Here is a 26,059-nt window from a genome sequence, read left to right on the forward strand (position 1 = left end):
AAAGCTATTTTGTTCCCATAAAAACAAAGCAAGGGATTGAGTACAGCTGATTTGTAACCCTTAAAAAAACGGAGCACTGGGATTTAAAGCTATATTGTTCCCATAAAAACAAAGCAAGGGATTGAGTACAGCTGATTTGTAACCCTTAAAAAAACAGAGCACTGGGATTTAAAGCTATATTGTTCCCACAAAAACAAAGCAAGGGATTGATAGAGCTGATATGTAACCCTTAAAAAAACAGAGCATTGGGATCTTATAAAGCTAGTTTGTTCCCATAAAAGACAAAGCAAAGTGGTATTATTTCCACTGACAATCTTTAAAATGGAACTGATTCTTGGGGAAAGAATTCTCAGGAATCACCATTTTAAAATTTGATTTAAGAATTATGGGGAATTCTTAAAACACAAAAAAAGAGCCTACATTTGATTGCAGGCTCTTTTTTGTATTTATAAATTCTAATCTACTTATCCATTCAAGGCTTCAGCACCACCAACAATTTCTAAGATTTCATTAGTAATAGCAGCCTGACGAGCTTTGTTATATGTCAATTTCAATTGATTTCTTAATTCAGTTGCGTTGTCAGTAGCTTTGTGCATTGCTGTCATACGCGCTCCGTGTTCTGAAGCAAATGAATCACGAATACCTTTATATAATTGTGTTTTTAATGATTTTGGAATCAAAGTTAACACGATTTCTTCTTTTGAAGGCTCGAAAATATAATCCCCTGTAGAAACCACTACATCAGATTTAATTGGAGCTAATGGCAAAAATTGCTCAACCTGAACAATTTGAGTTGCAGCATTTTTAAACTGATTGTAAACTAATTCAATTCTATCGTATTCTCCTGATAAGAATTTTTCAGTTAATTTATCAGCAATTGCAGCAACATTTTCAAAAGTTAAATGATCAAAGATTGCATTATGATGACCGTGAACTTTATGAGTTTTAGCTAAAACATCATTTCCTTTTTTTCCAATAGGAAAAACGTCAACTTGTTTTCCTGCGTAAAACTGAGTACGGTTTTTAATCTCTTTAATTACATTAGTATTGAATGCACCACATAAACCTCTATTTGAAGTTATAGCAACAAGCAATACTTTTTTTACTTCACGCTGTGTCGTGTAATCTCCTCCAACTTCACCTTCAAGTGTAGCAGAAAGGTTTTGCAACAGCTCCGTTAATTTCTCGGCATAAGGGCGCATTGCAGTGATTGCATCTTGTGCTTTCTTAAGCTTTGCAGCAGAAACCATTTTCATAGCCGATGTAATTTGCATCGTCGATGAAACGGAAGTAATTCTATTACGGATTTCCTTTAAATTTGCCATTTGTTAATTAAAAAATGTGACAATTTGAAAATTAGATAATTAGAAAGTCTCCTAAGATATTTTCTAATTATCTAATTAACGAATTATCTAATTAGATATATTTTGCTGAAATTTCTTTTGCTGCTTTTTCAATTACATCTGTAATGTTGTCATCTAATTTACCAGCTTTCAACGCGTTAAGTGTATCTTTGTGTTTACTGTTTAAGTAACCTAAGAAATCAACTTCAAATTCTTTTACTTTATTTACAGGAACGTTTCTTAATAAGTTTTTAGAACCTGCATAAATAATAGCTACTTGATTTTCTACAGTATAAGGATCATTTAAGCCTTGTTTCAAGATCTCAACGTTTCTTTTTCCTTTTTCAATTACATTTAAAGTAACAGAATCTAAGTCAGAACCAAATTTAGCGAAAGCTTCTAATTCACGGAATTGAGCCTGGTCTAATTTTAAAGTTCCAGAAACTTTTTTCATTGATTTAATTTGTGCATTACCTCCAACACGAGATACTGAGATACCTACGTTAATTGCAGGACGAACCCCAGAGTTGAACAAATCTCCATCAAGGAAAATCTGACCATCTGTAATCGAAATTACGTTTGTTGGGATATATGCAGAAACGTCACCAGCCTGAGTTTCGATAATTGGTAAAGCAGTCAATGAACCACCACCTTTTACGATAGACTTGATAGAATCCGGTAAATCATTCATGTTTTTAGCAATTCCGTCATCAGCAATTACTTTACAAGCACGCTCTAATAAACGAGAGTGTAAGTAGAAAACGTCTCCAGGGTAAGCCTCACGTCCCGGTGGTCTTCTTAATAAAAGAGAAACCTCACGGTAAGCAACAGCTTGTTTAGATAAATCATCATACACAATAAGGGCAGGACGACCTGAATCTCTAAAGTACTCTCCAATTGCAGCACCTGCGAAAGGAGCATAAACTTGCATCGGAGCCGGGTCAGAAGCATTTGCTGCAACAATAACTGTATAAGCCATTGCGCCTTTTTCTTCTAACATTTTAGCGATTCCTGCTACAGTTGAAGCTTTTTGTCCAATTGCAACATATATACAGAATACAGGTTTTCCTGCATCGTAAAATTCTTTTTGATTTAAGATCGTATCGATACAAACAGTTGATTTACCTGTTTGACGGTCACCAATTACAAGCTCACGTTGTCCACGACCAACCGGGATCATAGCATCTACTGCTTTTACTCCAGTTTGTAACGGCTCAGTAACTGGCTGACGGAAAATAACACCAGGTGCTTTTCTTTCTAAAGGCATTTCGTATAAGTCTCCACCAATTGGTCCTTTTCCATCAATAGGAAAACCAAGAGTGTTTACAACACGCCCTACCATTTGCTCACCTACTTTAAGAGAAGCGATACGTTGAGTTCTTTTTGCTGTTGATCCTTCTTTGATACCCGTTGATGGCCCTAAAAGTACCACACCCACATTGTCTTCTTCAAGGTTCAATACAATAGCTTCAAGTCCGTTTTCAAATTCAACTAACTCACCATATTGTACATTAGATAGCCCGTAAATACGAGCAATACCATCTCCAACCTGAAGTACTGTTCCTACTTCCTCTAGCGTAGCACCAGATTCAAAACCTTCTACTTGCTTTCTTAATATTGCTGAAATTTCAGCAGGTTTGATTTCCGCCATCTTAATTTATAATTTAGACACTTTTTGTGTTATAAAAACTAATTACTTAACTCTCTCTTTAATACTTGTAATCTGTTTGCAACTGAAGCGTTGTATTGCTGATCACCTATTCTTAAAATAAATCCTCCAATAATTGTTGGATCTACTATATTCTCAATTGTTATTTTTTTATCTGACAAAGTTGCAACTTTAGCCAAAACTTTAGCTTCTAAAGCAGCATCCATTGGGATTGCTGTCGTAATTTTTGCTACTTCTATTCCATTGCCTTCATCAAATACTTTGCTGTATTCTAATGCAATTGCTTCTAAAATTTCAAATCTTTTGTTTTCGAATAATAAATGAAATAAACCTTTAGTTACACCATTAACATCTGCGAAAACTTCTAAAAGAGCACTTTCTTTAACTTCAACTTTTGTAGTTGGGTTTTGAATAAATGTACTCAATTCTGTATTAGTTTCAATTGCAGAAGCAATTGATTTCATATCGTTATTGACAGCTTCGGCAACACCTTTAGAGTTTGCTAAGTCTAGAATTGCTTTTGCATAACGAATTGCTGCTCTTGTACTTGCCATAATCTTAGTTTAACTTTACGTCACCTAACATTTTCTCTACTAATTTAGTTTGAGATTCTTTGTTAGATAATTCTTCTTTCAATAATTTTTCAGCGATGCTTAATGATAAAGTTGAAACTTGTAATTTCAATTCTGCCATTGCAGCATTTTTTTCACTTTCGATAGCAGCTTTTGCCTGCTCGATCATTTTTTGACCCGCTTCTTGTGCTTCGTTTTTAGAATCAGCTATAATTTTCTCTTTCATTTCACGAGCTTCTTTTAACATCGCGTCACGTTCTGAACGAGCTTCATTCAAAATTCTTTGATTATCAGCCTGTAAGTTTTCCATTTCTCTTTTTGCATTTTCAGCAGAAAGCAATGCATTTTTGATACCTTCTTCTCTTGCAGTAATAGATTCCATAATTGGTTTCCATGCAAATTTCACTAAAAGCAAAATCAATACTAACAAGATTAATGCCTGCCAGAAGAATAAACCGAATGAAAAATCGTTAATTAACTTATCCATTTTATACTATATTAAAATATTTAATTTCTTTTAAAGTAACAACATCTTTAACCAACCGTCAAAGATGCTGTTATTTCTTTCTTTATTAGTTTTTTCCTAGGATTAAAGCAGCGAATGCCAAACCTTCTAATAAAGCCGCGATAATAATCATCGCAGTTTGAATTTTACCAGCAGCTTCTGGTTGACGAGCAATAGCGTCCATAGCAGATCCACCGATTTTACCTAAACCTAAACCTGCACCGATTACTACTAAACCTGCACCTACTAAAGTTGGAATTGTTCCCATAAGTATTTATATATATAAAATTAAACTTCTAAATTAAATAATTGCGTTTTCTTCTGCGTGGTGGTGATCATCATGGTGGTGATCCTGAACAGCCATACCAATAAATAATGATGACAGCATTGTAAAGATAAAGGCCTGTAAAAATGCAACTAAAACTTCAATAACCGAAATAAATAATGTTAATCCTAAAGAGATTGGTAAATCTGCAGCTAAGTTTTTACCTACGAAAATCATAGCGATCAAACTCATAATTACTACGTGACCTGCAGTAATGTTTGCATACAAACGAATTAATAATGCAAATGGTTTTGTTAGTGTTCCTAAAACTTCAATTGGAGCTAAGATAATTTTCATTGGAACCGGAACTCCTGGCATCCAGAAAATGTGTCCCCAATAATCTTTGTTTGCACTAAATTGTGTAATTAAGAAAGTAAATGCTGCTAAACAAACTGTAATAGCAATATTCCCTGTAACGTTAATTCCCAGAGGAGTCATTCCTAATAAGTTTAATAACCATATAAAGAAAAATACAGTTAACAGGTAACCCATATATTTACGATACTTTTTTTCTCCAATGTTAGGAACTGCGATTTCATCTCTAATAAAAATAATAAGCGGTTCTAAGACTCTTCCAAATCCCGTTGGAATTGGCCCTTTTTTGTACGATTTTGCTAAACCAGTAAACATGAAGAACAATAGTATTGAAACAAAAAGCATTGAAACAACATTTTTAGTAATAGAAAAATCTAAAGGTTTTTCGTTTTCAGGATGTCCGTGCTCGTTAAAGTTAATTGTTCCAGCTGCATCTGTTTTGTAAATTTTACCATGAACTAACTTGTAGAAGTTTCCGTCAACTTCTGCAACTGCTTCACCATGGTGCAATTTTGAAGAAGAGAAAATTTTCAATCCTCCATCAATTAAAATAACTGGTAATGAAAAACCATAGCTTTTGTTTTCTTTCTCATCTTGAAAGAAAACAAAGTCGTGAGAATCTTGTAAGTGATGATCAATAAAAGCATCCACTTTTGCTTTTGGATCAAGAGCTACATGCTCTTCTCCTTGATGAGCGTTATGTGAAACTACTTTCTCTTCATGAGCTGTTTCAGTTTGAACATGCGTTGAGTCATTCTCTGGATTTGCAAAACCCATAATTGGTAGAGAAGCTACAAAAGCGGCAAGAATAAAGCTGAGCGGTTTGTTTGAAATCACCATATCGTGGAAAATCTTATTTTTTTACGTTTCTAAAATTTGGTGCAAAGGTACATTTTTTATTAATATTAAAAAGGATCTGAAAAATTATTTTTGAACGTTGTTTTACAGAATCGCTAATTTAAGGCTTTTCATTTAATAATCGGATAGTTAAAAGCGTCTGAAATAACAAAAACAGCACAAATGTTATAAAAAAACTGATTTTTTCAACATCTGTTTGTATTGTACTGTTTTTTAAAATTGGCTGTAGAACTAAATATGCTAATAACATTTGTGCAAAAGTTCCAAATAAAAAAATCATTCCAACTATTTCAAAATTCTTCTTTTTTACTATTAATAATATAAGGTATAATAATATAGAAATCCCGAAAAAGAATAAATATTGTAACTCTAAACTGTAATGAAAATTTTGAACATTAATTTCCAAAAAAAAGAAAATTACTTTGTGTAAAATATAAGCTGCCAAAGCAAGACAAAAAAAAGAAAATATCGGTTTTTTATAATTTATAAGCATTTGAACTAATTTGATGCAAATATGCAACTCTACTTTGTTTTATTAATATCGTTTACTTGTCGAATTACATTATATAAAGCAATTCCAACACCTAACAATACAAAAATAGTATTATAATACACTTTACGGCTTGGATGGTTTTCGTCAAGCCAAGTTCCTAAATAAGAAAATGCAAAAATAATAATACCCATTTGAAATGGAATATTAATAAATGCCAGCCATTTATTTCTTCTATTATTATTCGGTTCCTCTTCCATCTTCCAACATAATTACTTGATTCGCTTGTGTCAGCATCGTACAAGTAGCTGTAAAATCTGCTCCTGGCTCTATAGAAAGTTTTCCAACCGCAACTTCTCCATGAATTTTTGCAGTAGCTTTTATATTAAGGATTTCTAAAACTTTTAGTTTGCCTTGAAATTCTCCTTCAATATCAGCATTATGGCAAATAATATCGCCTTTTATAATTCCTGATGATCCGATAACGAGTTTGCCCTGTGACGTAAAATTTCCAATCAATTCTCCATCCAGCCTAAAATCAGCTTTAGAAACAATATCACCAATAATAGAAGTTCCTTCAACAATTCTGTTGGTTTTTCCTAAAAGCTCTGTGCCGCTTTTTTTTGCTTTTTCAAACATAATTATGGAGTTTTAGGTGATAAATAAGTCTGAAGATTTTTCTTCATCTGAACTATTTTATAATTATCACTTGATATAATAATTGCAGGATGTGTTATTTTATACTTGTTATCTTCACGAAAAAGCTCCGAAAGATCTTTTGCATAAGCTTCTGACTTAATACCGTGAATTACGAAAAAACTTTCTGTCCTGTTATATCTATCTAAAGAAGTTGTTAGTCTTTCGAAATTTTCAACTAATAAAAAAACTTTAATAGCTTCTTCGATTTTTTTAGCTGTTTTGGTGTCACTGTTAGAAACCAGATATACAATTTTCCAGTTTTTTGCATCAACTGTGGTAAAATCAAGTTTTTCTAAGCCTGGAATTTGTTTTTCTAAAATTTCTCGGGCACTTTTACCTTCGTCACTATTTGGATAATTATCCGCTACTGTTTCCAGACCTTTTTTGTAGGCTTCCAAACCGTTTGCTTTTGCCAAAGTATTTGCTTTTAGCAATTCAAATTTAGAAACAATTTCATCACCTGAAAATTGGTTAATCAAATTATCAATATTATCTAAAACAAGATCATATTGCTCATCTGTAAATAATTTATACCATTTCTCATATTCCTTTTCGGGCGATAAGTTGCCGCTTTCAGGATTTGTATTACCTAAAATTTGGGCATATCTCGAGTTTGGATAATTGGTAGTAATATCAAATTTTATCCTTTCGGCTCTTGCGGGATTTGTAATTTGATAAATTTTATATAAATTATACATCGATGGAAGAATCCATTTTTCTTCAGGATTATTAAGAAGCAATCGCTCAAATTTATTGCTGGCCAAATCGTACTCCTTAAATTTTTCCTTATAAATTAATCCTAATTGGTAGTAGGCAAAATTGCGCTCTTTACCAATACTATCCATAGCAATCTGAGTTGTTGGAAGTTGTTTTTCGTAAAATTCTGTTGTGTACTTTTCGATAACGATTACCTCTTTCAAAGCATCTATCGAATCCTGTTTCCTATTCATTTCATCCGTAAGGGCTGTATCTTCATTTGATCTTGAAGCAGATAATCTCCAGTTTCCTGATAATCCTCTGTTGCCCCACATTTTTTTGAATTGCAATTTTCCGTAAGCTACCGTTGATGGGTTGTAGAAATAGAAAGTACTTGAAACATCATTTTCTATTGGCGGATTGAAACCTCCGGGTATACCAACAGGCGAATTATTTCCTGTTGATTGAGGATTTACGACTTCCTGAGCACTGTTAGAATTAGTGTTTTGTTCAATATTCGCTAATCGTTCTTTTTCTTTTTCTTCTAAGATGCGTTTCGCCTCGTCTTTCTTTTTTAATTCTGCTATATAATTTTCAAAATATAATTTTCTCTCCGGATCCGAAAAGCTTTTTACCTCAATAATACTGTCATTTCGTTTTGCTATCGCTTCATATTTGATAACATTGTCCAAATTTTTTCGGTTTTTCTCAATAAAGGCAAACTCTCTAGTTTTTGGGTTTAATTTTATTAATGTACTGTCATAATATTTGGCAGCCATTGTATAATCTGTATTCTTAAAATACATATTACCTATATTTCTGTAAGTCGATGCTATCAAATAAGAGTCTTTCGATTTTCTTGACAATGATTTATTATAAAATTCCAAAGCATTTTCCTGCTGCTTCTTTTTATCATAAAAAACCCCTATTTCATAAAACAGAACATCATAGTATGGTCGGTTTTCGCGGTCAGCAACTAACTTGTTATAAGTCTTTAAAAACAGAGTATCATTATCGCTTTCATAATCATACATCTGCGCTTTTTTAGCATATGCCTGCATCATATATTTTCTGTCGGCTTTTCGATTCATATCGATTACACCATTGTAAAAATAAACAGCACTGTCTTTTTTTCCTGCTTGCTGATACATCTGACCTAAAATAAAACGATAGCGTGCTTTGTCTTCATTTCTTTTAGAAAACTTTTCGGCAATTTTAAGTTTGATAACGGCACTGTCTTTTTCTTCTAAATGTAAAAATGCCTCTGCCAATAATGCATTTGCATCAGAAAATGTTTGTTTATCTAAATCTGTTTTTTTCAATAACAGTTTGATGTTTTTTATCACAATTGCGTCATTTCCTAAACGCATATTGGTTTTTTCACGCCAAATTTTTGCGGTATAAATATTACTGCTATTTGGATATTTATATAAAATATAATTGAATGCTTCAAGCGCCGGAATGAAACGCTGATCATAATAACGTGCTTTTCCAAGCATTAAATAGGCCTCATCAATCTGACTGTTTTTTTCTCTTCCGCCAATATTCATTGAATGCTTCTGAATCGCTTTTGTTGCTTTTGTTTCAGCCAGTTCAAAATCGGGATTTTTGGTTTTTTCCTTTTCAGAAATACTTTCATCGATTTGCATTTTTTCGATTGGAAGCATTTCCCAAAAATTATCCTGATCGTTATTTTGAATGGTTTTCAATCCTTTATCCAACGCTATCCCGCCATTATACAAAATGTTGTATTTGGTACTCAAAGCATGTGAGTTTCTAGCCAAAAAAGTATCTCTTTTGGTAGAACAGGCTATCAAAAAAAACAAAAAAACAAAAGGAAAACTATATTTCAGCGTATTCTTTTTCAATAGAAAAGAGTTTAGATCATTTAACTTCTAAAAAGGATTTTTAGTATAATGACTGGTAAAAATACGCTTCTTTTTGAAATATAGAAATTTATACCGCAAAAAACGATTCTAACTCTTGTAAGGTTTCTTTTGAGGTTTGAATATCTTTTACAATTTCTCCTTTATTCAAAGCTACAATTCGATCACAAACCTCAACCGTATGCTGTAAATCGTGACTGGAAACGAGAACTGTAACGTTTGGATTTTCAGCTAATTCTTTAATGATTTTTTTTAACCGGCTTACTGTGGTTGGATCTAAATTGGCAAAAGGCTCGTCCAGAATAATTACTTCGGGATTACCAATAAGCGTTGCTATAATTCCAACTTTTTTCTGGTTTCCTTTTGATAAATCACGCAGGTACTTTTTGTTTTTTAAAATTTCTCCGTTAAAAAATTCCTCGTGCTGGGCTAATAAAGCATCGACATCAGCTTTATTCTGATGACGCAAATCTCCGATAAAATAAAAATATTCTTCGGGTGTTAAATATCCAATAAGGAAACTTTCGTCCAAAAATGAACCTGTAAAAGATTTCCAGTTTTCACTTGTGTTTACCTGAATATTATTACTGCTAATATTTCCTGTTGAAGGCTGAATCAGATCTAGTAATAAACTGAAAAAAGTAGTTTTTCCTGCTCCGTTATTTCCCACTAAGCCAAAACTTTGCCCTTTTGGAATTTCAAGATTGTTTATGTTTAAAACTGTTGTTCCGTTATATGTTTTTGAAAGTTGATTTACTTGTATCATGGTAATTTTAGATTTTTGAATTAAGATTATTAGATTTATCAATTAAGACTAATTATCTAATTGACACATTTTCAAATTGGCTAATTAGTTCTTCTGTTTGTAAGCGCTGATCGTGCTGTATTTTTCGATTTTATATCTTTTTTCAATTATAGAAAAAACAGTATTTCTAAACACAAAACCTAAAACTCCTGCACCTGCAACCAGCAACAATCCAAGGGTTTTGTCTCCTAAATATAGTCCGGTTCCATAAAGTCCTAATGGTAATAATAATTTCGGCAGTGTCAATAACATAGCGTTTATATTGAATGCCTTTTTATCTCCAAATGCGCCTCCGGCATTACTTAAGTCAATTGGTGTTTTTGTAAATGCCCCGCCCAGAAGGACCAAATGCGAATTGACTCCTATATTATAAATTGCACCAACCACAATGGTCAGATAAACTTCCCATCCATAAAAAAGGTAAAATGATGCTAAAATGGTCGAAACAAAAGTAGCAATGACAACCAGCCACCATTTTGAGGTGATGTATCCCCGATAGGGAATATTCTGTGTCATCATGAGTTGATAATATGAACTGTCCCAACTTGGTACAAACTGACCAAAGACAAACATAAATCCGCCTGAAACAAATATTCCCGCAAAAATATGCATGATTTCCGGTTGATTCGTATTTCCAAAAAAGATCAATCCGTAAAACAAAAAGAGAATACTCATAAAAATTGTAGTTTTGGATCTTTTGTTTCTTTTAATCAGCTTGATATCATTTTTTAGAAATGTCCCTAAAGTTCCAAATTGATTTAGCCAGACAAGGTTTTCTGTTGTAGCAATATCTTCTTTTTTAGAAAGGCCGGCATCTAAAAATAAATTGTTCTTAAAATATTTGAATGTAAATTGATACAGGCCAATTAATACCAAAACCGGAATTAAAAATAATCCTTTAGCATCATAAAATGACTGAAAAACTGGTCCGGTAAAAAACGTAATATCAAAGAATTTATAATATTGTGCAGCACCTAAAGCCAATGTGATTGCGATAAAAACAACAAATAATTTATCGATATTACTCAAAATAATATTCAAAAAATTGTTGATGTATACTAGGGAAAAAGCAGCTATCAGCCAAAAAAGAATCCCCAAAACATCATAACCTTCAATAATAAGTACTACCGAAAAAGGAACAAAAAAGAGAGCATGTGCCCAATTAAAAAATGATATTGCTGTTTTACCTAATGAAAAATGGACAATCGTTGGTTTTTTGAAAGGCAGAACCAGTAATGGCTTGATATTTAATACCGGAATGGCCTGCATTAACAATCGAACTACTAAATCGAATAAAAAATAATAAATCAAAAATTTATTGACTGTGAGTAAGGGTTCGAGATTCATTTTCTTTAGGATGTAAAATGCTCCTATTCCCATTCCGACAAAAATGATGGAAAAATAGACCATTAAAAAACCTATCAGAATTTTCATTGCTAAATTAGCACCAAACGATGCCGATCTTGTAAAGGCTTTCCATTCGAGATAAATAAACTTTTTAATCATGGTTATTTGGTTTAAGTTTCGTAGTATGTAATCAAATGTAAGAAAACGTTACAAAATATTTTGAAGCTGAAAACTTCTTACCAAATTACAAACCGTGAGCTGAAATTTTTAGATTAAAAATCCCTGAACGAACACGTAAAATCAAATGTTGCACAATCTTAGCTTGTAAAACTCTTTTCAAATTGTTTCTTTATTTTGAAATGTTTTGCTACTAATCGAAAACTATTCAAATTATAAAATATAAAAATTATAACCAGAAAGATTGAATAACTGTCACTATAGTTGTTTTCTAAAGATGGCAAAATAGGAAAAGCTCCCAGCATAAATCCCAAAAAATAAACAATTGTTAAATAAAATCTACGCTTAAATATTTCTGAAAAAGTGGTTTTAAATTGATGTTTTTTCAGCATAATTCTTCCTGTTACTGTTATTATAAAAACAATACACAGTAAGGCTTTCAAAGCTATTATTGTAAAATTTGCGCCATCATCTGTAAACGTTACATCAAAATTTAATGCTTTCTGAATCATAAAAATTACTAATAAACAAAATCCTGCCTTATATTCGTCTATAGTAAATTGTAAAAATCTATCCATAAAAATTTTGGCTCCTGCATAATTTCCAAGCCAAACACCATAGGTTTTTGGCTTAAATTGTTCTTTCCAATTTTTGAAAACTTCTTTAAAAGCAATTTTAAAATCAGTTGCGTTTTCGGTCATTTCATACTCGATTTCAGAAGCAATATGGTCTGTCAGCTCTAATTTTATATCCTCATAAATAATTCCGTTTAACACTAAGGCTTCGTCTATTTTTGCAATTTGTTCGATGGTTAATTTCATGTTTCCAAAAATTAAAATTCAAGTTTAGGACTTACTAAACTTTGCATGTTTTTGATAAAACTCTCCAATTCTGTCAATCTGTTGATGGTTTCCTTTTGCCCGGATTCTGTCAGCTTGTAGTATTTTCTCATACGATTATCTACTTTTTCGATTTCAACATCCAGCAAACCATCGGCTTCTAATTTATGAAGAGCCGGATACAAAGCACCTTCGGTAATATTAAGTTCACCATTTGTAATCAATTTTACTTTTTGGGTAATTTCGTAACCATACATCCTACCATTTTCTTCTAGTAATTTCATTATTATGGTGTTAAGACTGCCTTTGTATAATTGTGAGTTTTTCATTTTTATCTTAAATTTGACAAACAAATATACATAAGAAAATTATACATTGATAACTTATGTATGTTAAATTCAGCCTTTTTGTTTTCAGGAAACATTTTGTCTTTAGTATATTTGCATAAAATATCATATCATGCCTTCATTCTTAAAACTCATAATTAAAGAGGTAAAACGCGAAACTATTGATGCTGTTTCAATCCTTTTTAATGTTCCCGAAGAACTAAAACCAGATTATAAATTTATTGCAGGACAATATATAAATTTAAAATTAACTCTTGATAATCAGGAAATTCGTCGTGCTTATTCTATTTGCTCAGGACCTGAAAGCGGCGAATTGAGAATTGCTGTAAAAGCGGTTAAGAATGGTTTATTTTCACAATTTGCCAATACGAAACTTAAGGCCGGAGATGTACTTGAAGTAGGTCATCCGGAAGGAAAATTCACGTTTGAACCTGATGCTGAAAGACAAAAAAACTACGCAGCTTTTGTTGCAGGAAGCGGAATTACTCCTGTTCTTTCTATCATAAAATCGGTTTTAAAAAGTGAACCAAAAAGTACTTTTGTATTGGTTTATGGAAACAAAACTCCCGATGAAACTATTTTCCATCAGGAACTGCACGATTTACAACTACAATATGTAGGACGTCTTTTTGTGCATTATGTATTTAGTCAGGCTAAAGCGGAAAATGCATTGTTTGGAAGAATCGATAAATCGGCAGTAAATTTTGTCTTGAATAACAAACACAAGGAACTGGAATTTGATAAGTTTTATTTGTGTGGTCCGGAAGAAATGATCAATACGGTTTCCGGAATTTTAAAAGAGAAAAACGTAAAAGACTCCGCTATTAAGTTTGAACTTTTTACTACCTCATCTCAAGAGCACGAAATAAAAACTTCCTTAGAAGGACATACAAAAATTACTGTTTTGGTTGATGATGACGAAGTTACTTTCGAAATGTCTCAAAAACAAACAATTTTGGATGCAGCCTTAAAACAAGGAATCGATGCTCCGTATTCTTGTCAGGGCGGAATTTGCAGCAGCTGTCTTTGCCGTATAACTCAAGGGAGTGCCGAAATGACGAAAAACTCAATCTTAACCGATAAGGAAATTGCCGACGGTTTGGTACTTAGCTGTCAGGCACATCCAACTTCGGAAACTATTTATGTAGATTTTGATGATGTATAATCGTTGAAATTTCAAAAAAAATAAATTTCAAAAAAAATAAATTCCAAATTCCAACTTTATAAATTGAGATTTGGAATTTTTTTTGGCTTTTTTAAAACTTATATTTTCTTAATTTTATCTCAAACCAAGCGGTTTCATTAAATAAAAAAATAAAATTACAAAGTGATTTCATACATTTATAGCATTAATTATATTCTATTATGAAGTACTTTTTGTTTTTATTATTCTTTTTATATACTACTACTGGTTTTTCACAATCAGAATATCAAGCCTTTATTGATAAATATGAAGAATTTGCTTTGTATGCAAAACCAAATAAAACAAATAATCTCTCTAAATATTTTGCAAAAAGAATCGATTCCAGATTGATTGATTCTTACCAAATTACTGATACGATAAAAAACAAAAAATATATTTATTTAACATTTAACCTTGACAAATTAAATAAACCAATTCGTATAATTGTTAATTCTCCTTATTCAGAATTAAACAAAAGTATTCGTGAAGCTTTTAAAGATTTTGATATAGAAGATCTGAATATTGCTGAAAAGAGCCAACTAAATATTTATACACTTCAGATTCTTTCTCAAGAAAATAATAAAATGGTTGTTAATTGCAGTACAAATGTAGTCTATGACAGGAATCCAGTATTTGAAGGCTGCGAAACGTCTGCAATCAAATCTAAGTTGTCTAACTGTTTTAATAGTCAGCTTTCAGCATATATTGCAAATACTATATCTCCTGTACAAATTACTAAAGCTAAAATATTAGGTAAATTAAATTTACGTGTTAAATTCTTAATAAATGAAAAAGGAGTTATTGAACAAATAAACTGTAAAGCACCAACAGATAGTCTTAGCCGGGAATTAAATCGCATCATTGCATTATTTCCAAAGGCCAAAAGCCCGGCCACCAGAAATGGTATACCAACAAGTTTTACTTATGAAAAAACAATTGATCTTCAAATAGAATCCAAAAATGATGAATATACCAAAGAAGTAGAAGAATATAATGAACAGTTGTATTCAAATGATTCCTTTTTAAATCCTAATAGTGACTTGGCGCTCCACTTTAAAAAATATATAAGTAACAAGGAGTTAAATGATATTCCTCTTATAGATTTTCCTGTGCTTAGTATCTATTTTGATATTGACAAAAAAGGCAATCCAATTAATATTAAAACGAATGCAAATACAGAGCTTAATAATCAGCTTGTTGCTATTTTTAGATATTTTCCCTTTGAAAAGTTAAATATCAAACCTCTAAACACTATAGATTCTTACAGTTATCCTATTATCATTAATAGATATAATAAGAATATTATTATGTCTAACGAGAAGCCTTTTGTACATACGCCTCCAATTTTCGATAAAGATTGCCATTTATCCAGCTCAAAGGAGTTGGACAATTGTATGAATGAAAATATTAAAACAATTGTTGTCAATAATTTTAAAAGAACTATCGGAAATAAAACAAAACTCACCGGAATTATCAAAATTAGTTTTTCATTTCAAATAGATGCTGAAGGAAAGATTACAAATGTAAAAGCAACTGCTCCTAATCCAAATATTTGCAATGAACTGGAGCAATTGATAAAAAACATATCTGCGGTTTATAAACCACAATATTTAAATGGAATTGCTGTATCAAGAATTTATAGATATTCTTATAGTTTTGATGTAGGAGCTAATAAAGTTAACGAATTTAAAAATTTGGTAAGAACCTATTATTAATTTGTTTATAAAAATTAAATAATATTATAAAAAAGCATTCCAAAAAAACATTTCCTTTTGCCTTTTATTTTCTTCTTTATCCTCCCCGTAACTGAACCAATCTTTTGTTTTTTCTTCTAATAATGATTTTAGTTCAACTAAGTCATAGGTTTTTTTAGCTGGAGTAGGCTTTATATCTAATCCGTTACTGATTTCTAAATCTATTTTTACAGCCATAAATGAAGTATATAATCTTGGAATTGTAAGTCCTAAAATCATACCCGGCAAACCATTTACAGAACATGGACCGCCAGAAATGGTTATATCATCTGTGTAAAAAGCAAATACATATACCCCGTCAGTCCTTTTTCCTATGGCTTTCCGGCAATTATAGCCCATAATTTCTCTGTGTTCATTTGTGATTTGCCATTGTATATTCTGTATACTATCTGCTATTACAAAATTGGTTCCTACTATTTGTTTTTGCACGTTCATTTTTCCTGAAGAAAAATCATGGTACCAGATGTTTTCTTCATCAGCCTCTTTTTGATGTTTTGGTATTCTTGTTTTTGGACTCCACCTGTTAAATTTATAAATGCTTTTGTTATCTGCAAAAGTGAAAGTGAAATAGGATATTTTTAAGTCCGAAAGATTCTCTTTCATCATCTCGTCCCAGCTGTCATTACTCATTGTTTTTTTGAGATTGGTATTTACCTCATATTCAATTATAGCCTTATCTACAAAGTGTTGTGCTTTTGAGATAATTGTAAACATTAATACTGCAATAAAAAAAAGTGGTGATTTCATAATCTTTCGGTATATTTTTTTATGTTTCTTATTGCTGTCCCTTACTTTTACTGAACAGCATCATAATTATTTTTTTGCTGCTGTGTCTTTGTTTTTAAAATTCCAGGTTAGGCCTACCATAACATATCTTTTTAATCTGTCATTTTGTTCCTCCCCTATTATATTTTCATAAACATATCTGTTAATACCTATATTTTGATTCAAAATATCCCTTACCATAATATAAGCCGTAAACTCATCATTTTTAAAGGTACGCTGCAGTCTTGCATTCCACAATTGATTGGTGAGATTGGTTTGAAAATCAACCGTCTTTTGACGAGAGAATAAATTGTAATCTGTTGACAGTTTCCATTTCTCTCTAAAATAAACTCCTATCTCTAAGCTCAAATTATTAGTGTTAAATGATTTTATTTCATCGTTTTGAGAAGTAGAATTTCTATTATTTGAAAAATTATTACTTAAACTAAACTCGTACTTCTTTTCTTTAAATTTATTCAGATAAATTCCAAATCCTGAATTTAAAGTATTCGAATTATTGATTTTATTATTAATACTAAGTACGTATTTGTTATAGTTTAGACTTGGATTTAGATTTACGTATAAATCTATTTTTTTTACCTTAAATCCATATCCAAAGTAAAAATTACCGGAAAAATTACCGTTTGTATTGATAGGTGTGGTAATTGTTTTAGCATTTTCAGGATCAATATCTTTGTTATAAGAAATTAAATTAGAAGTCGAACTAAAAGTAATATTTTGATAAAATTGCGATTCTGTCAAAATACTGTAAGTGTTATGAAATATAGATATCCTGTTTGTAAAGGATTGCTTTAAATCCGGATTACCTAAAATTTGATTAAAGAAATCCTGATTGTTTCTCAAAGGCTGTAATTGATTTATAGTAGGCTGTTTAGTAGCACCTTCATAGCTAAAACGTAAATTACTATTGCTTTTGTACTTATAAGAAAAATTTGCCGTTGGGAAAAAGTTAGTATAATGACGCTTATATTCTTTATTTAATGTTTGATCCAGCAAATCAAATGAAGTAAACCCAAAACCGCTTCCAAAACTATAATTTATCTTTTTAGCATTATAGCTCAATTTTATATTAGGTCTGTGTGTTGTTATTGTTTGCCTGAATTGGTTTGATAAAGATTCAACAACCAAATCATAATCACCTGTATCCTTGGAATAATCATAGGTTAAATAATTGCTTTTACCTGTATTGTGAGTAATCTGATAGCCAAATTGCAATGCAAAATTTTTATTAAGTGGCTCTGTGTAAGTAATGTTTAATCCTAAATCTTGATTTGTTTTTTCTCCTATTTTATTTTGATCAACATCATCCCTTGAAGAAAAAACTCCTTCATTATAGCTTTCATTAAAAGATTTCAAAAAATTATCTGAATTTGTATGCAACATATTCCAATTGCCATTTAGAGAAAATGTACGACGTTCCTTGGTGAATTTATGTCTAAATAAAATATTAGCCTGCAAAGACTGCTTGTCTGAATTTGTTATAAAAGTTTTTTCCTGCTTGTTTTTTAATACGCCATTTCCTGTAGTGGTTCCGTTTATAAATTCATCGCTTTCTGTATTATAAAAGTTAGTTTTAGCAGTAAATTTTATGGAATTTAAAGAATCTAATTTTACATCATAAGTAGCATTTACCTTGAAATTACCTCTGTTTACATTGCTCACTGTCGATGTATTTTCGTTTAACTGCGTTTCACCTACTTGTGTCCGGACATTCCTAATATTATTGTTGGTGTAAATTTGCTTATTATATTTTGGAGATAGATTCAGAGTCTGTTTATCATTCCACTTGTTGCTGTACTGCAGTCCTGCATTGGTGTTTTTGATAAACCCGTTTTGAGTGTCAACATACGGCTCTTCATCATTATTACCACCTGTCCACTCATAACTTACATTTCCATCATCATCCATATTCATGCTTATATCATCGCGTCCGCCAAACTTATCATTATCCTGCCAGCTAAGTCCGTCCTGACCCGTGTTTCCGTTTAATAAAAAAGCAGATAATTTTCTTTTACCTTTAAAACTGCTAAACATCGAATTGATATTGTACCGTGAATCAGTATCAGAAAAGGGTTGATTTGCAGCATCAATTTTACCAAAATATCCTTTCTTTTTATCTTCCTTTAATTTCAGATTAATTGTCTTTTTTGTTTCGCCATCATCTATTCCGGTAAACTCAGCCTGATCACTTTTTTTATTAAAAACCTGTACTTCTTTTACAGCATCGGCCCTTAAATTTTTGACAGCCATACCTGGGTCATCTCCAAAAAACTCTTCACCATCAACTAATACCTTTTCTACTGTTTCGCCCATAGCTTTTATGGTACCATTTTTATCAACTTGTATACCTGGCAGTTTCTTTAGTAATTCTTCAACGTTTGCATTGGCGTCTACTTTAAAATCACTGGCCCTGTAACTCGTGGTATCTCCTTTAACTCTTATAGAACCTGTCTTTATTATTATTTCTTTTAGGAGTTTCATTTTACTTATTAGAGCAATTGTTCCTATGTTTTTTTCACCATCTTCTAGAGTTATTGCATCCAAATAGTCTGCATATTGACTATGGGTAGTCATCAGGATGTAGTTTCCTGCTTCTATATTTTTAATATTAAATTTTCCCTCTTTATCAGATCGGGTAAATCTGTACAAAATAGAGTCTTTGGGTGTTAATAAAGCAACAACAGAATTATAAATGGGTGTCTTTTCACTTTCATCGGTTAAAATACCTGAAAGATTTGTTTTTTGAGAAAATGATGAAAAAGAGAATAAGAACAAAATTGTAATTGTTACTAAAATTTTTGGCATAAATAGTTTGCGATTATAATATTAAATATCATTCAGCTTATTTGTAAGACCTAACTCACAACAAGCCAAAGTAATATATTTAAGATTACGCCCTTAAAACCCTTTGTTAAATAATTTATAAAATTATTCTCTCAAAAGAAACAAACTACAATAAACATAATTTTTAAGCTAATTACATTGATCTGTTTTAATGTTTTAACATTTTTAAAACAGATTCTACTGTTATAGTTCTCATAGCATCTTGATAACCCTCAACAATTTTATTTCCGTAAACAGAAGTTGGCATTTTTGGATATTGGTTTCGATCTGAAGTTAATGTATTCTCCAAACTTTGGTTGAATGGTAAAAATCCGGCATACGGATGTGTGGCTCCCCAAAGTGTGACCACTTTTACACCCAGCATTGCTGCAATATGGCTGTTTCCAGAATCCATAGAAAGCATGACATCCAGATTGCTAATCAATTTTAATTCCTGTTGGAATTTAATTTTACCTGCCACATTTATTACATTTTCAAACGGCTCTGAAAGTGAATCCAGGATTTCGATTTCTTTTTTTCCTCCGCCAAAAAGCAGTATTTTATTGTTTGGATTTTGTGCAAGTGCTGAAACAACTTCCTTCATTAAATCCAGAGGATAAACTTTAGAATCATATTGGGCAAAAGGTGCAATTCCGATTAGTTTTTGATAATTTTCTCCAATTAAATCTGTAATTTCTGCACTTAAAACAGCTTTTTCAGGGAACTCAGGATTTGATAAATCTAATGGAAAACCCAGTTCTTCAAACACTTTGGCATGCCTTTCAAACATCGTTGGCAATTGTTTGAAAATCTTCTTTTCTGCGCGGGTTAATTCTTTTTTTCCTTCACGTCCTTTATCAACAGTTGCTCTTTTTTTTCCGCTTAAAGCAAAAAGCAAACTCACAACCTTAGATCGTAAAACATTGTGAAGATCCGCAAAAGCATCGATTTGAAGCTGTTTCAAATCTCTGAATAATCTCAAAAGTCCGGGAAATCCTTTGTGTCTTTCTTTTTCATCAAAAGCAAAAAACTCCAAATTCGGAATTCCGTCAAAAAAAGGTTTAAAAAAAGGACGCGAAATAACGGTCAATTTTACCGTTGGATATTGTTTTACAAACGCTCGTAAAACAGGAACCGTCATGGCGACATCTCCCATTGCGGATAGTCTCATGACGGCTATATGCTTGATTTTGTTGTTTGACAACTCTGCCAAATTATTTTTTATTTTGATATAAAACCGGATTCAAATCATCGTCGTTGTACATTTTCATTTGTTTGTACACTTTCATGAATTTTTCTCCACTTTCGATATCCGTCAATAATTCTTCAATTGCTGTAGACAAGTCTGTTCTTTGCTCCAAAAGAATATTCAATTTTTCCTGACATTTATCTCTGTGTTCCTGTGTAGCTTCTGCACGAGTTGCTTCTTCGTTCATATGATAAATTTTCAATGCTAAAATTGACAGTCTGTCAAAAGCCCAGGCAGGACTTTCAGAATTAATTTTTGCCCCGTCTTTTGCTTTGATATGACTGTATTTTTGCAAAAAGTAACTATCAATATATTCCACCATATCAGTACGTTCCTGATTAGAAGCATCAATTTTTCTTTTTAAAGTCAAAGCTGCTACAGGGTCAATTTGTGGATCACGTATAATATCTTCGTAATGCCATTGTACAGTATCTATCCAGTTTTTTAAATATAATAAATGCTCAAATTTGTCTTTAGGAAACGGATTGTTTATTGGTTGATCAACACTGTCAAATTGATGATAATCTTTGATGCTTTGTTCGAAAACAGTATATGCTAATTTTGAAAACATGTCTTTATTTTTTAGAGTTACAAAGATACTTTTTATACTTTTATAGTACGATAAAAACCAATAATTTTTCGTCCCGGTATTCTTTACCGTTAATCATTCTAAAAACCTATTATGAAAATTCATAACATCTCTGAAAATAATAGTGTTCTAAATCATTTTTTAGGACAAATCAGAAACATAAATATTCAGAACGACAGTATGCGTTTTCGACGAAATATAGAACGAATAGGCGAAATTATGGCCTATGAACTGAGTAAAAATCTTTCCTATAAAAATGTCGAAATACAAACCCCTCTTGGTATCAAAAAAACTACTGAAATTGAAAATGATTTAGTCTTATGTTCTATTTTGAGAGCCGGACTACCACTTCATAATGGTTTTTTAAATTATTTTGACCAGGCTGAAAATAGCTTTGTTTCTGCTTCCAGATATCATCCTAATAATGATGCTGAATTTGAAATTTTAGTCGAATATCAGGCACTCTCAAACTTAAACGATAAAACTGTCCTGCTTCTTGATCCAATGCTGGCTACAGGTCAATCTATAGTCGCAGTTCATGAAAAATTAGTTCAAAATGCTGTTCCAAAAGAGATTCATATTGTAGTCGTTATTGCCGCTCCGGAAGGAGTTGCCTATCTTGAAAAAAAGCTTCCTGACAATTGTCATTTGTGGATTGCTGCCTTAGACGAAAAATTAAACGAGAAAAATTATATTGTTCCCGGACTTGGTGATGCCGGTGATCTTGCTTATGGAAATAAATTATAATTGAGAGAAAAAAGTAAACAAACTACAACAAATAAGTACATAAAACACAATTTCTTTATTTAGTTTTTGCTGCATATATTCAATATGGCTCGAGGCCATAATAGTCAACGGCGTAATACTAAACAATAATAAATCATTGCTTTTGTCTGGTGAAAGAATGAAAACAAAGACAGCAATAAAAAAACAAGCTACCACTTTTTTGTATGAAGTATGTACAATTTGAGGTCTGTCTGATAAGGTTGTTAACATTGAAACTACAAAAAACAAAACTACTGCAACATAGATTGAGAATGCACCATTTTCATAATTATTTTTAAAATACTCAATCCTTAAATCGAAAACTGCCCTATCCTGAATAAATTTTATGGCATCAAAATTAAACATTAAGGATGTCGTTAAAAATAATAACGAAACTCCTATAAGAGCAATAAAAGGTAAAATCCAATTTCTGTAATCCCGGGATACATGAAAAATTATCGATATAAAAACCAATACCAGGAAAAGAACACACCAAAATTGAAATAACGAAGCCACTAAAATCCAAAAAGAAGCATCAAATATTTTTTCTTTTGAAGCCTTAAGCGATTGTAAAGAAATTAATCTTCGAAGTGCCAGCAAAATAAAAAAGTTAGCATATAATACATTTGGATTATTAAATATTGTTGGAAAAAACAATAAAAACAACAAATAGAAAAGTATAGCGTAACCATTGTCTTTACTGAGTCCGTTCTTTTTTACGATAAAATTTATCAGAAAAAAAGAAGCTAAAATAAAGCACAATAAACTTATTTTTTGAAACGCCAAAAAATAAGAACTCATCCATAATGGTCCCTGAATTTGAAACATAAAAAAGAAAAACAGTATCAAAATTACGACCAAAGAATAATTTAATGGCGTAGATTTTTTAAAAACACTTGTTATCATAAGGATATTTTATACTTTTGTGACTGTAAATATAATACTTGTTTAAAAAGGAAAACCAACAAGTTGAAAAAGATTCTTTTTGAATTTTGATTCAATGCGTTAAAAACAATAATAACATATAATTTTATAAATTATGACAGCTTTTTTCGAAGGAATTCAATACTTATTCGTTAACATTTTGTTTGCTCCTCTTGACTTTTTACGTCGTTTGGAATTAATTACATGGTTTGGTGCAAACACTATCAACTGGATTTTCATGATCATCTGTTCATGCGCAATCGTTTATTGGATTAAACAATTACGTATTTTTGATGATGCCGGAACAGAAAACCAAGATACAACAGCTCATTCATTTTTAAAATAAAAACCAAACCCTTTAATTAAAAAGGGCTTGTTGAATATTTTTAAAGTAAATCGAAGCCGATATCTTTTCTAAAATACATCTTATCAAAGCTTAGTTTATCTATGTTTTGGTAAGATTTTTTTATGGCCTCCTGGAAATTATCTCCGTATGATGTTACTGCAATTACACGTCCTCCATTAGTAACGACATTTTCGCCATCTAATTTTGTTCCTGCATGAAAAACTATCGAATCTGTAATATTTTCTAAACCTGTAATCACTTTTCCTTTTTCGAAATCTTCAGGATATCCTCCAGATACTAACATGACAGTAGTAGCGCTTCTTGGATCAACTTCTAAATTAAAATCTCCTAATTTTTGATCTGCAACAGACAAGAACAATTCAACTAAATCAGATTTTAATCTTGGCACTACAACTTCAGTTTCAGGATCACCCATTCTTACGTTGTATTCAATAACGATTGGTTCGTTTTTCACGTTGATTAAACCAATAAATACAAAACCTTTGTATTCGATTCCGTCTTTTTGGAAACCTTCGATGGTTGGTTTAACGATACGAGTTTCAATTTTTTCCATCAAAACAGCATCCACATAAGGAACGGGAGAAACGGCTCCCATTCCACCAGTGTTTAAACCTGTATCTCCTTCTCCAATTCTTTTGTAATCTTTTGCTGTTGGAAGAATTTTATAGTTTTTACCATCCGTTAAAACGAAACAGCTTAATTCGATTCCATCCAAAAATTCTTCTATAACTACTTTTGAACTTGCTGTACCAAATTTTGCATGAACCAGCATGTTACGCAATTCTGTTTTAGCTTCTTCAAGATCCTGAATAATCAGAACTCCTTTTCCTGCTGCTAATCCGTCTGCTTTTAAAACGTATGGTGGCTGCAAAGTTTCTAAAAAATCACATCCTTTTTCAACTGTTTCAGCAGTAAAACTGTCATAAGCTGCAGTTGGAATGTTGTGTTTCATCAGGAATTCTTTTGCAAATTCCTTGCTTCCTTCTAATTGCGCCCCCAATTGAGATGGTCCAATAACCGGAATATTTTTTAAACTTTCGTCATTTTTGAAATAGTCGTAAATACCTTTTACCAACGGATCTTCAGGTCCTACAACTACTAAACTTATATTTTCTTTAAGTACAAGTGCTTTTACTGCTTCAAAATCTGTGGCAGATATTGCTACATTTTCAGCAATTGCAGCTGTTCCTGCATTTCCAGGTACTACAAAAAGTTTTTCGCAAAGCGGGCTCTGAGTCATTTTCCATGCAAATGCATGCTCTCTTCCGCCTGACCCCAATAGTAAAATTGTCATGGTGTTGTTGTATTTAGTTGTGGTGCAAAAATACTTGCTTTTGTACGTAAAAAATAATTAAATCTTTAAAAAGTTGTTCGTTCCGCACTGTTAGTAAATCCTAAACATTATTTTTGATGAAAATATGCTGAAAAAATGATTCGCCTTTTTGATATTTCGCTTCAATTAAATGGTTTTCCAATAAAGAAAGCTAAAACCGAATTGGATAAAATTGTTCATTTTTCTGAAGAAGAATTTGCTTCGTTTCTTGAAAATAAAAAAGTAGAAATTGTTGATTTTCATCTCAAAAACAACTCTTTTTACAAAGAATTAGCCGGAAATACAATTGCTGAAAATTGGAAAAACCTTCCTGTTTTAAACAAACAAAATTTACAAAAACCTCTTGAAGAAAGACTTTCAAAAGGGTATTCTAAAAAAAACATTTACCTCAACAAAACTTCCGGATCGAGCGGAACTCCTTTTGTTTTTGCTAAAGATAAATATTCGCATGCTTTGACCTGGGCTTCGAATATGATGCGTTTTGGTTGGTTCGGAATTGATTTTAATCATTCCTATCAGGCGAGGTTTTATGGTATTCCAATGGATTTGATTGGTTATCAAAAAGAGCGTTTCAAGGATTTTTTGACGCACCGTTTTCGTTTCCCGGTTTTTGATTTATCTGATGCAGTTCTGGAAAAATTTCTGCAGAAATTCAAAACCAAAAAATTCGATTACCTCAACGGATACACTAGCTCTATCGTTTTATTTGCTAAATATCTGGAACAGAAAAATATGGTTTTAAACGAAATTTGTCCAACTCTGAAAGCTTGTTTTGTTACTTCAGAAATGCTTTTTGAATCGGATAAAAAACTTCTCGAAAGACAATTTGGCATTCCAATTATCAGTGAATATGGTGCTTCTGAACTGGATTTGATTGCTTTTGAAAATCCTCAGGGAGAATGGCAGGTAAATGCTGAAACTTTATTTGTCGAAATTTTAGATGAAAATAATAATCCTGTTCCACATGGAACAGAAGGCAAAATTGTGATTACTTCACTCTTCAATAAAGCAACTCCTTTCATAAGATATGAAATTGGCGATATTGGAATTCTCGATGAAAAGAGCACCCCTCAAAAACCAATTCTAAAAAAGCTTATTGGAAGAACCAATGATGTTGCCATTTTGCCAAGCGGTAAAAAATCCCCGGGATTGACATTTTATTATGTAACCAAAAGCATTATCGAAGATGATGGAAACGTAAAGGAATTCATTATCAAACAAACTAAATTAGATACTTTTGAAATTGAGTATGTTTCTGAAAAAGAATTGATTTCAGAACAAATTCAAAAAATAAAAGAAGCCATTGATTTATATCTGGAACCAAATCTAAACTTCACTTTTACCAGAAAAACTGTTTTAGAAAGAACCAATCGAGGCAAACTAAAACAATTCAAATCTTTTTTATAATATAAA

24 protein-coding genes are annotated in these 26,059 nt (G+C 31.7%); 5 read left to right on the forward strand and 19 right to left on the reverse strand.

Annotated elements, in window-relative coordinates:
• Positions 1-464 precede the first annotated feature (464 nt).
• The 13 genes from atpG to FLACHUCJ7_RS15900 form a co-directional block, all read right to left on the reverse strand.
• Entirely contained in the window at positions 465-1,325 is an 861-nt protein-coding gene (atpG, locus tag FLACHUCJ7_RS15840) for an ATP synthase F1 subunit gamma (protein ID WP_180909561.1), read from the reverse strand.
• Positions 1,326-1,416: 91 nt separating this feature from the next.
• Positions 1,417-2,994: a F0F1 ATP synthase subunit alpha gene (gene atpA, locus FLACHUCJ7_RS15845; protein ID WP_180909562.1), complete on the reverse strand. Its 1,578-nt coding sequence runs from the start codon at positions 2,992-2,994 to the stop codon at positions 1,417-1,419.
• 38 nt (positions 2,995-3,032) lie between these two features.
• Positions 3,033-3,566 carry an ATP synthase F1 subunit delta gene (atpH, locus tag FLACHUCJ7_RS15850; protein ID WP_078226774.1) on the reverse strand — a complete coding sequence of 178 codons (534 nt, stop codon included), beginning with the start codon at positions 3,564-3,566 and terminating at the stop codon, positions 3,033-3,035.
• A 4-nt stretch (positions 3,567-3,570) separates the two neighbouring features.
• On the reverse strand, positions 3,571-4,071 hold the full coding sequence (locus FLACHUCJ7_RS15855; RefSeq protein ID WP_078226773.1) for a F0F1 ATP synthase subunit B: 501 nt from the start codon (positions 4,069-4,071) through the stop codon (positions 3,571-3,573).
• Between the two features lie 85 nt (positions 4,072-4,156).
• The gene (atpE, locus tag FLACHUCJ7_RS15860) at positions 4,157-4,357 is read right to left on the reverse strand and encodes an ATP synthase F0 subunit C (protein ID WP_026727281.1); all 201 of its coding nucleotides are present in this window, start codon (positions 4,355-4,357) and stop codon (positions 4,157-4,159) included.
• Positions 4,358-4,390: 33 nt separating this feature from the next.
• Positions 4,391-5,569: a F0F1 ATP synthase subunit A gene (atpB, locus tag FLACHUCJ7_RS15865; protein ID WP_180909563.1), complete on the reverse strand. Its 1,179-nt coding sequence runs from the start codon at positions 5,567-5,569 to the stop codon at positions 4,391-4,393.
• Between the two features lie 540 nt (positions 5,570-6,109).
• Positions 6,110-6,337 carry an AtpZ/AtpI family protein gene (locus FLACHUCJ7_RS15870; protein ID WP_180909564.1) on the reverse strand — a complete coding sequence of 76 codons (228 nt, stop codon included), beginning with the start codon at positions 6,335-6,337 and terminating at the stop codon, positions 6,110-6,112.
• Positions 6,318-6,716 carry a bactofilin family protein gene (locus FLACHUCJ7_RS15875; RefSeq protein WP_078226769.1) on the reverse strand — a complete coding sequence of 133 codons (399 nt, stop codon included), beginning with the start codon at positions 6,714-6,716 and terminating at the stop codon, positions 6,318-6,320. The genes FLACHUCJ7_RS15870 and FLACHUCJ7_RS15875 overlap by 20 nt, the downstream gene beginning before the upstream one ends.
• A gap of 2 nt (positions 6,717-6,718) precedes the next feature.
• Positions 6,719-9,340, reverse strand: a complete 2,622-nt coding sequence (gene porW / locus FLACHUCJ7_RS15880) for a type IX secretion system periplasmic lipoprotein PorW/SprE (RefSeq protein WP_078226768.1) — start codon at positions 9,338-9,340, stop codon at positions 6,719-6,721.
• A gap of 88 nt (positions 9,341-9,428) precedes the next feature.
• On the reverse strand, positions 9,429-10,124 hold the full coding sequence (locus FLACHUCJ7_RS15885; RefSeq protein ID WP_078226767.1) for an ABC transporter ATP-binding protein: 696 nt from the start codon (positions 10,122-10,124) through the stop codon (positions 9,429-9,431).
• 84 nt (positions 10,125-10,208) lie between these two features.
• On the reverse strand, positions 10,209-11,669 hold the full coding sequence (locus FLACHUCJ7_RS15890; RefSeq protein ID WP_078226766.1) for a DUF5687 family protein: 1,461 nt from the start codon (positions 11,667-11,669) through the stop codon (positions 10,209-10,211).
• A 158-nt stretch (positions 11,670-11,827) separates the two neighbouring features.
• Positions 11,828-12,508, reverse strand: coding sequence for a hypothetical protein (locus tag FLACHUCJ7_RS15895; protein WP_180909565.1), 681 nt, complete (start codon positions 12,506-12,508; stop codon positions 11,828-11,830).
• Between the two features lie 11 nt (positions 12,509-12,519).
• Positions 12,520-12,855 carry a PadR family transcriptional regulator gene (locus FLACHUCJ7_RS15900; RefSeq protein WP_078226764.1) on the reverse strand — a complete coding sequence of 112 codons (336 nt, stop codon included), beginning with the start codon at positions 12,853-12,855 and terminating at the stop codon, positions 12,520-12,522.
• A gap of 130 nt (positions 12,856-12,985) precedes the next feature.
• Between FLACHUCJ7_RS15900 and FLACHUCJ7_RS15905 the strand changes: the two genes are divergently transcribed.
• Both FLACHUCJ7_RS15905 and FLACHUCJ7_RS15910 read left to right on the forward strand, forming a co-directional pair.
• Positions 12,986-14,038 carry a ferredoxin--NADP reductase gene (locus FLACHUCJ7_RS15905; RefSeq protein ID WP_180909566.1) on the forward strand — a complete coding sequence of 351 codons (1,053 nt, stop codon included), beginning with the start codon at positions 12,986-12,988 and terminating at the stop codon, positions 14,036-14,038.
• Positions 14,039-14,403: 365 nt separating this feature from the next.
• On the forward strand, positions 14,404-15,771 hold the full coding sequence (locus tag FLACHUCJ7_RS15910) for a hypothetical protein (protein ID WP_180909567.1): 1,368 nt from the start codon (positions 14,404-14,406) through the stop codon (positions 15,769-15,771).
• 24 nt (positions 15,772-15,795) lie between these two features.
• Here the strand turns inward: FLACHUCJ7_RS15910 and FLACHUCJ7_RS15915 are convergent, their stop codons facing one another.
• The 4 genes from FLACHUCJ7_RS15915 to FLACHUCJ7_RS15930 all read right to left on the reverse strand — a co-directional run bounded on the left by FLACHUCJ7_RS15915 (position 15,796) and on the right by FLACHUCJ7_RS15930 (position 21,239).
• Positions 15,796-16,557: a GLPGLI family protein gene (locus FLACHUCJ7_RS15915; RefSeq protein ID WP_078226761.1), complete on the reverse strand. Its 762-nt coding sequence runs from the start codon at positions 16,555-16,557 to the stop codon at positions 15,796-15,798.
• A 66-nt stretch (positions 16,558-16,623) separates the two neighbouring features.
• A complete protein-coding gene (locus FLACHUCJ7_RS15920; RefSeq protein WP_180909568.1) occupies positions 16,624-19,401 on the reverse strand; it encodes a TonB-dependent receptor in 2,778 nt (925 codons plus the stop codon).
• A 187-nt stretch (positions 19,402-19,588) separates the two neighbouring features.
• On the reverse strand, positions 19,589-20,590 hold the full coding sequence (locus FLACHUCJ7_RS15925) for a glycosyltransferase family 9 protein (protein ID WP_180909569.1): 1,002 nt from the start codon (positions 20,588-20,590) through the stop codon (positions 19,589-19,591).
• Between the two features lie 43 nt (positions 20,591-20,633).
• Positions 20,634-21,239, reverse strand: coding sequence for a DUF4254 domain-containing protein (locus FLACHUCJ7_RS15930; protein ID WP_078226759.1), 606 nt, complete (start codon positions 21,237-21,239; stop codon positions 20,634-20,636).
• A gap of 111 nt (positions 21,240-21,350) precedes the next feature.
• On the opposite strand from FLACHUCJ7_RS15930, the gene upp reads away from it, so the two are divergent.
• Positions 21,351-22,004 (forward strand): uracil phosphoribosyltransferase, encoded by a 654-nt coding sequence (gene upp / locus FLACHUCJ7_RS15935; protein WP_180909570.1) that lies wholly within the window; start codon positions 21,351-21,353, stop codon positions 22,002-22,004.
• Here the strand turns inward: upp and FLACHUCJ7_RS15940 are convergent.
• On the reverse strand, positions 21,999-22,928 hold the full coding sequence (locus FLACHUCJ7_RS15940) for a DUF6427 family protein (RefSeq protein ID WP_180909571.1): 930 nt from the start codon (positions 22,926-22,928) through the stop codon (positions 21,999-22,001). The two genes, upp and FLACHUCJ7_RS15940, sit on opposite strands and share 6 nt — an antisense overlap.
• Before the next feature lie 133 nt (positions 22,929-23,061).
• Here FLACHUCJ7_RS15940 and FLACHUCJ7_RS15945 point away from each other — a divergent pair, with 133 nt between their 5' ends.
• Positions 23,062-23,292, forward strand: coding sequence for a DUF6341 family protein (locus FLACHUCJ7_RS15945; RefSeq protein WP_031453858.1), 231 nt, complete (start codon positions 23,062-23,064; stop codon positions 23,290-23,292).
• A 40-nt stretch (positions 23,293-23,332) separates the two neighbouring features.
• On the opposite strand, the gene purD is transcribed toward FLACHUCJ7_RS15945, so the two are convergent.
• On the reverse strand, positions 23,333-24,607 hold the full coding sequence (gene purD, locus FLACHUCJ7_RS15950) for a phosphoribosylamine--glycine ligase (protein ID WP_078226757.1): 1,275 nt from the start codon (positions 24,605-24,607) through the stop codon (positions 23,333-23,335).
• Between the two features lie 135 nt (positions 24,608-24,742).
• Between purD and FLACHUCJ7_RS15955 the strand changes: the two genes are divergently transcribed.
• Positions 24,743-26,053 (forward strand): phenylacetate--CoA ligase family protein, encoded by a 1,311-nt coding sequence (locus FLACHUCJ7_RS15955; protein WP_180909572.1) that lies wholly within the window; start codon positions 24,743-24,745, stop codon positions 26,051-26,053.
• Positions 26,054-26,059: the final 6 nt, after the last annotated feature.

The organism is Flavobacterium salmonis (assembly GCF_903819435.1).
Lineage (GTDB): Bacteria > Bacteroidota > Bacteroidia > Flavobacteriales > Flavobacteriaceae > Flavobacterium > Flavobacterium chungangense.

What these genes read in the sequence shown, in the direction of transcription:
- atpG (WP_180909561.1), bottom strand. Translation starts at nt 1,325, where the DNA reads ATGGCAAATTTAAAGGAAATCCGTAATAGAATTACTTCCGTTTCATCG.
- atpA (WP_180909562.1), bottom strand. Translation starts at nt 2,994, where the DNA reads ATGGCGGAAATCAAACCTGCTGAAATTTCAGCAATATTAAGAAAGCAA.
- atpH (WP_078226774.1), bottom strand. Translation starts at nt 3,566, where the DNA reads ATGGCAAGTACAAGAGCAGCAATTCGTTATGCAAAAGCAATTCTAGAC.
- FLACHUCJ7_RS15855 (WP_078226773.1), bottom strand. Translation starts at nt 4,071, where the DNA reads ATGGATAAGTTAATTAACGATTTTTCATTCGGTTTATTCTTCTGGCAG.
- atpE (WP_026727281.1), bottom strand. Translation starts at nt 4,357, where the DNA reads ATGGGAACAATTCCAACTTTAGTAGGTGCAGGTTTAGTAGTAATCGGT.
- atpB (WP_180909563.1), bottom strand. Translation starts at nt 5,569, where the DNA reads ATGGTGATTTCAAACAAACCGCTCAGCTTTATTCTTGCCGCTTTTGTA.
- FLACHUCJ7_RS15870 (WP_180909564.1), bottom strand. Translation starts at nt 6,337, where the DNA reads ATGGAAGAGGAACCGAATAATAATAGAAGAAATAAATGGCTGGCATTT.
- FLACHUCJ7_RS15875 (WP_078226769.1), bottom strand. Translation starts at nt 6,716, where the DNA reads ATGTTTGAAAAAGCAAAAAAAAGCGGCACAGAGCTTTTAGGAAAAACC.
- FLACHUCJ7_RS15885 (WP_078226767.1), bottom strand. Translation starts at nt 10,124, where the DNA reads ATGATACAAGTAAATCAACTTTCAAAAACATATAACGGAACAACAGTT.
- FLACHUCJ7_RS15890 (WP_078226766.1), bottom strand. Translation starts at nt 11,669, where the DNA reads ATGATTAAAAAGTTTATTTATCTCGAATGGAAAGCCTTTACAAGATCG.
- FLACHUCJ7_RS15895 (WP_180909565.1), bottom strand. Translation starts at nt 12,508, where the DNA reads ATGAAATTAACCATCGAACAAATTGCAAAAATAGACGAAGCCTTAGTG.
- FLACHUCJ7_RS15900 (WP_078226764.1), bottom strand. Translation starts at nt 12,855, where the DNA reads ATGAAAAACTCACAATTATACAAAGGCAGTCTTAACACCATAATAATG.
- FLACHUCJ7_RS15905 (WP_180909566.1), top strand. Translation starts at nt 12,986, where the DNA reads ATGCCTTCATTCTTAAAACTCATAATTAAAGAGGTAAAACGCGAAACT.
- FLACHUCJ7_RS15915 (WP_078226761.1), bottom strand. Translation starts at nt 16,557, where the DNA reads ATGAAATCACCACTTTTTTTTATTGCAGTATTAATGTTTACAATTATC.
- FLACHUCJ7_RS15920 (WP_180909568.1), bottom strand. Translation starts at nt 19,401, where the DNA reads ATGCCAAAAATTTTAGTAACAATTACAATTTTGTTCTTATTCTCTTTT.
- FLACHUCJ7_RS15925 (WP_180909569.1), bottom strand. Translation starts at nt 20,590, where the DNA reads ATGAGACTATCCGCAATGGGAGATGTCGCCATGACGGTTCCTGTTTTA.
- FLACHUCJ7_RS15930 (WP_078226759.1), bottom strand. Translation starts at nt 21,239, where the DNA reads ATGTTTTCAAAATTAGCATATACTGTTTTCGAACAAAGCATCAAAGAT.
- upp (WP_180909570.1), top strand. Translation starts at nt 21,351, where the DNA reads ATGAAAATTCATAACATCTCTGAAAATAATAGTGTTCTAAATCATTTT.
- FLACHUCJ7_RS15940 (WP_180909571.1), bottom strand. Translation starts at nt 22,928, where the DNA reads ATGATAACAAGTGTTTTTAAAAAATCTACGCCATTAAATTATTCTTTG.
- FLACHUCJ7_RS15945 (WP_031453858.1), top strand. Translation starts at nt 23,062, where the DNA reads ATGACAGCTTTTTTCGAAGGAATTCAATACTTATTCGTTAACATTTTG.
- purD (WP_078226757.1), bottom strand. Translation starts at nt 24,607, where the DNA reads ATGACAATTTTACTATTGGGGTCAGGCGGAAGAGAGCATGCATTTGCA.
- FLACHUCJ7_RS15955 (WP_180909572.1), top strand. Translation starts at nt 24,743, where the DNA reads ATGATTCGCCTTTTTGATATTTCGCTTCAATTAAATGGTTTTCCAATA.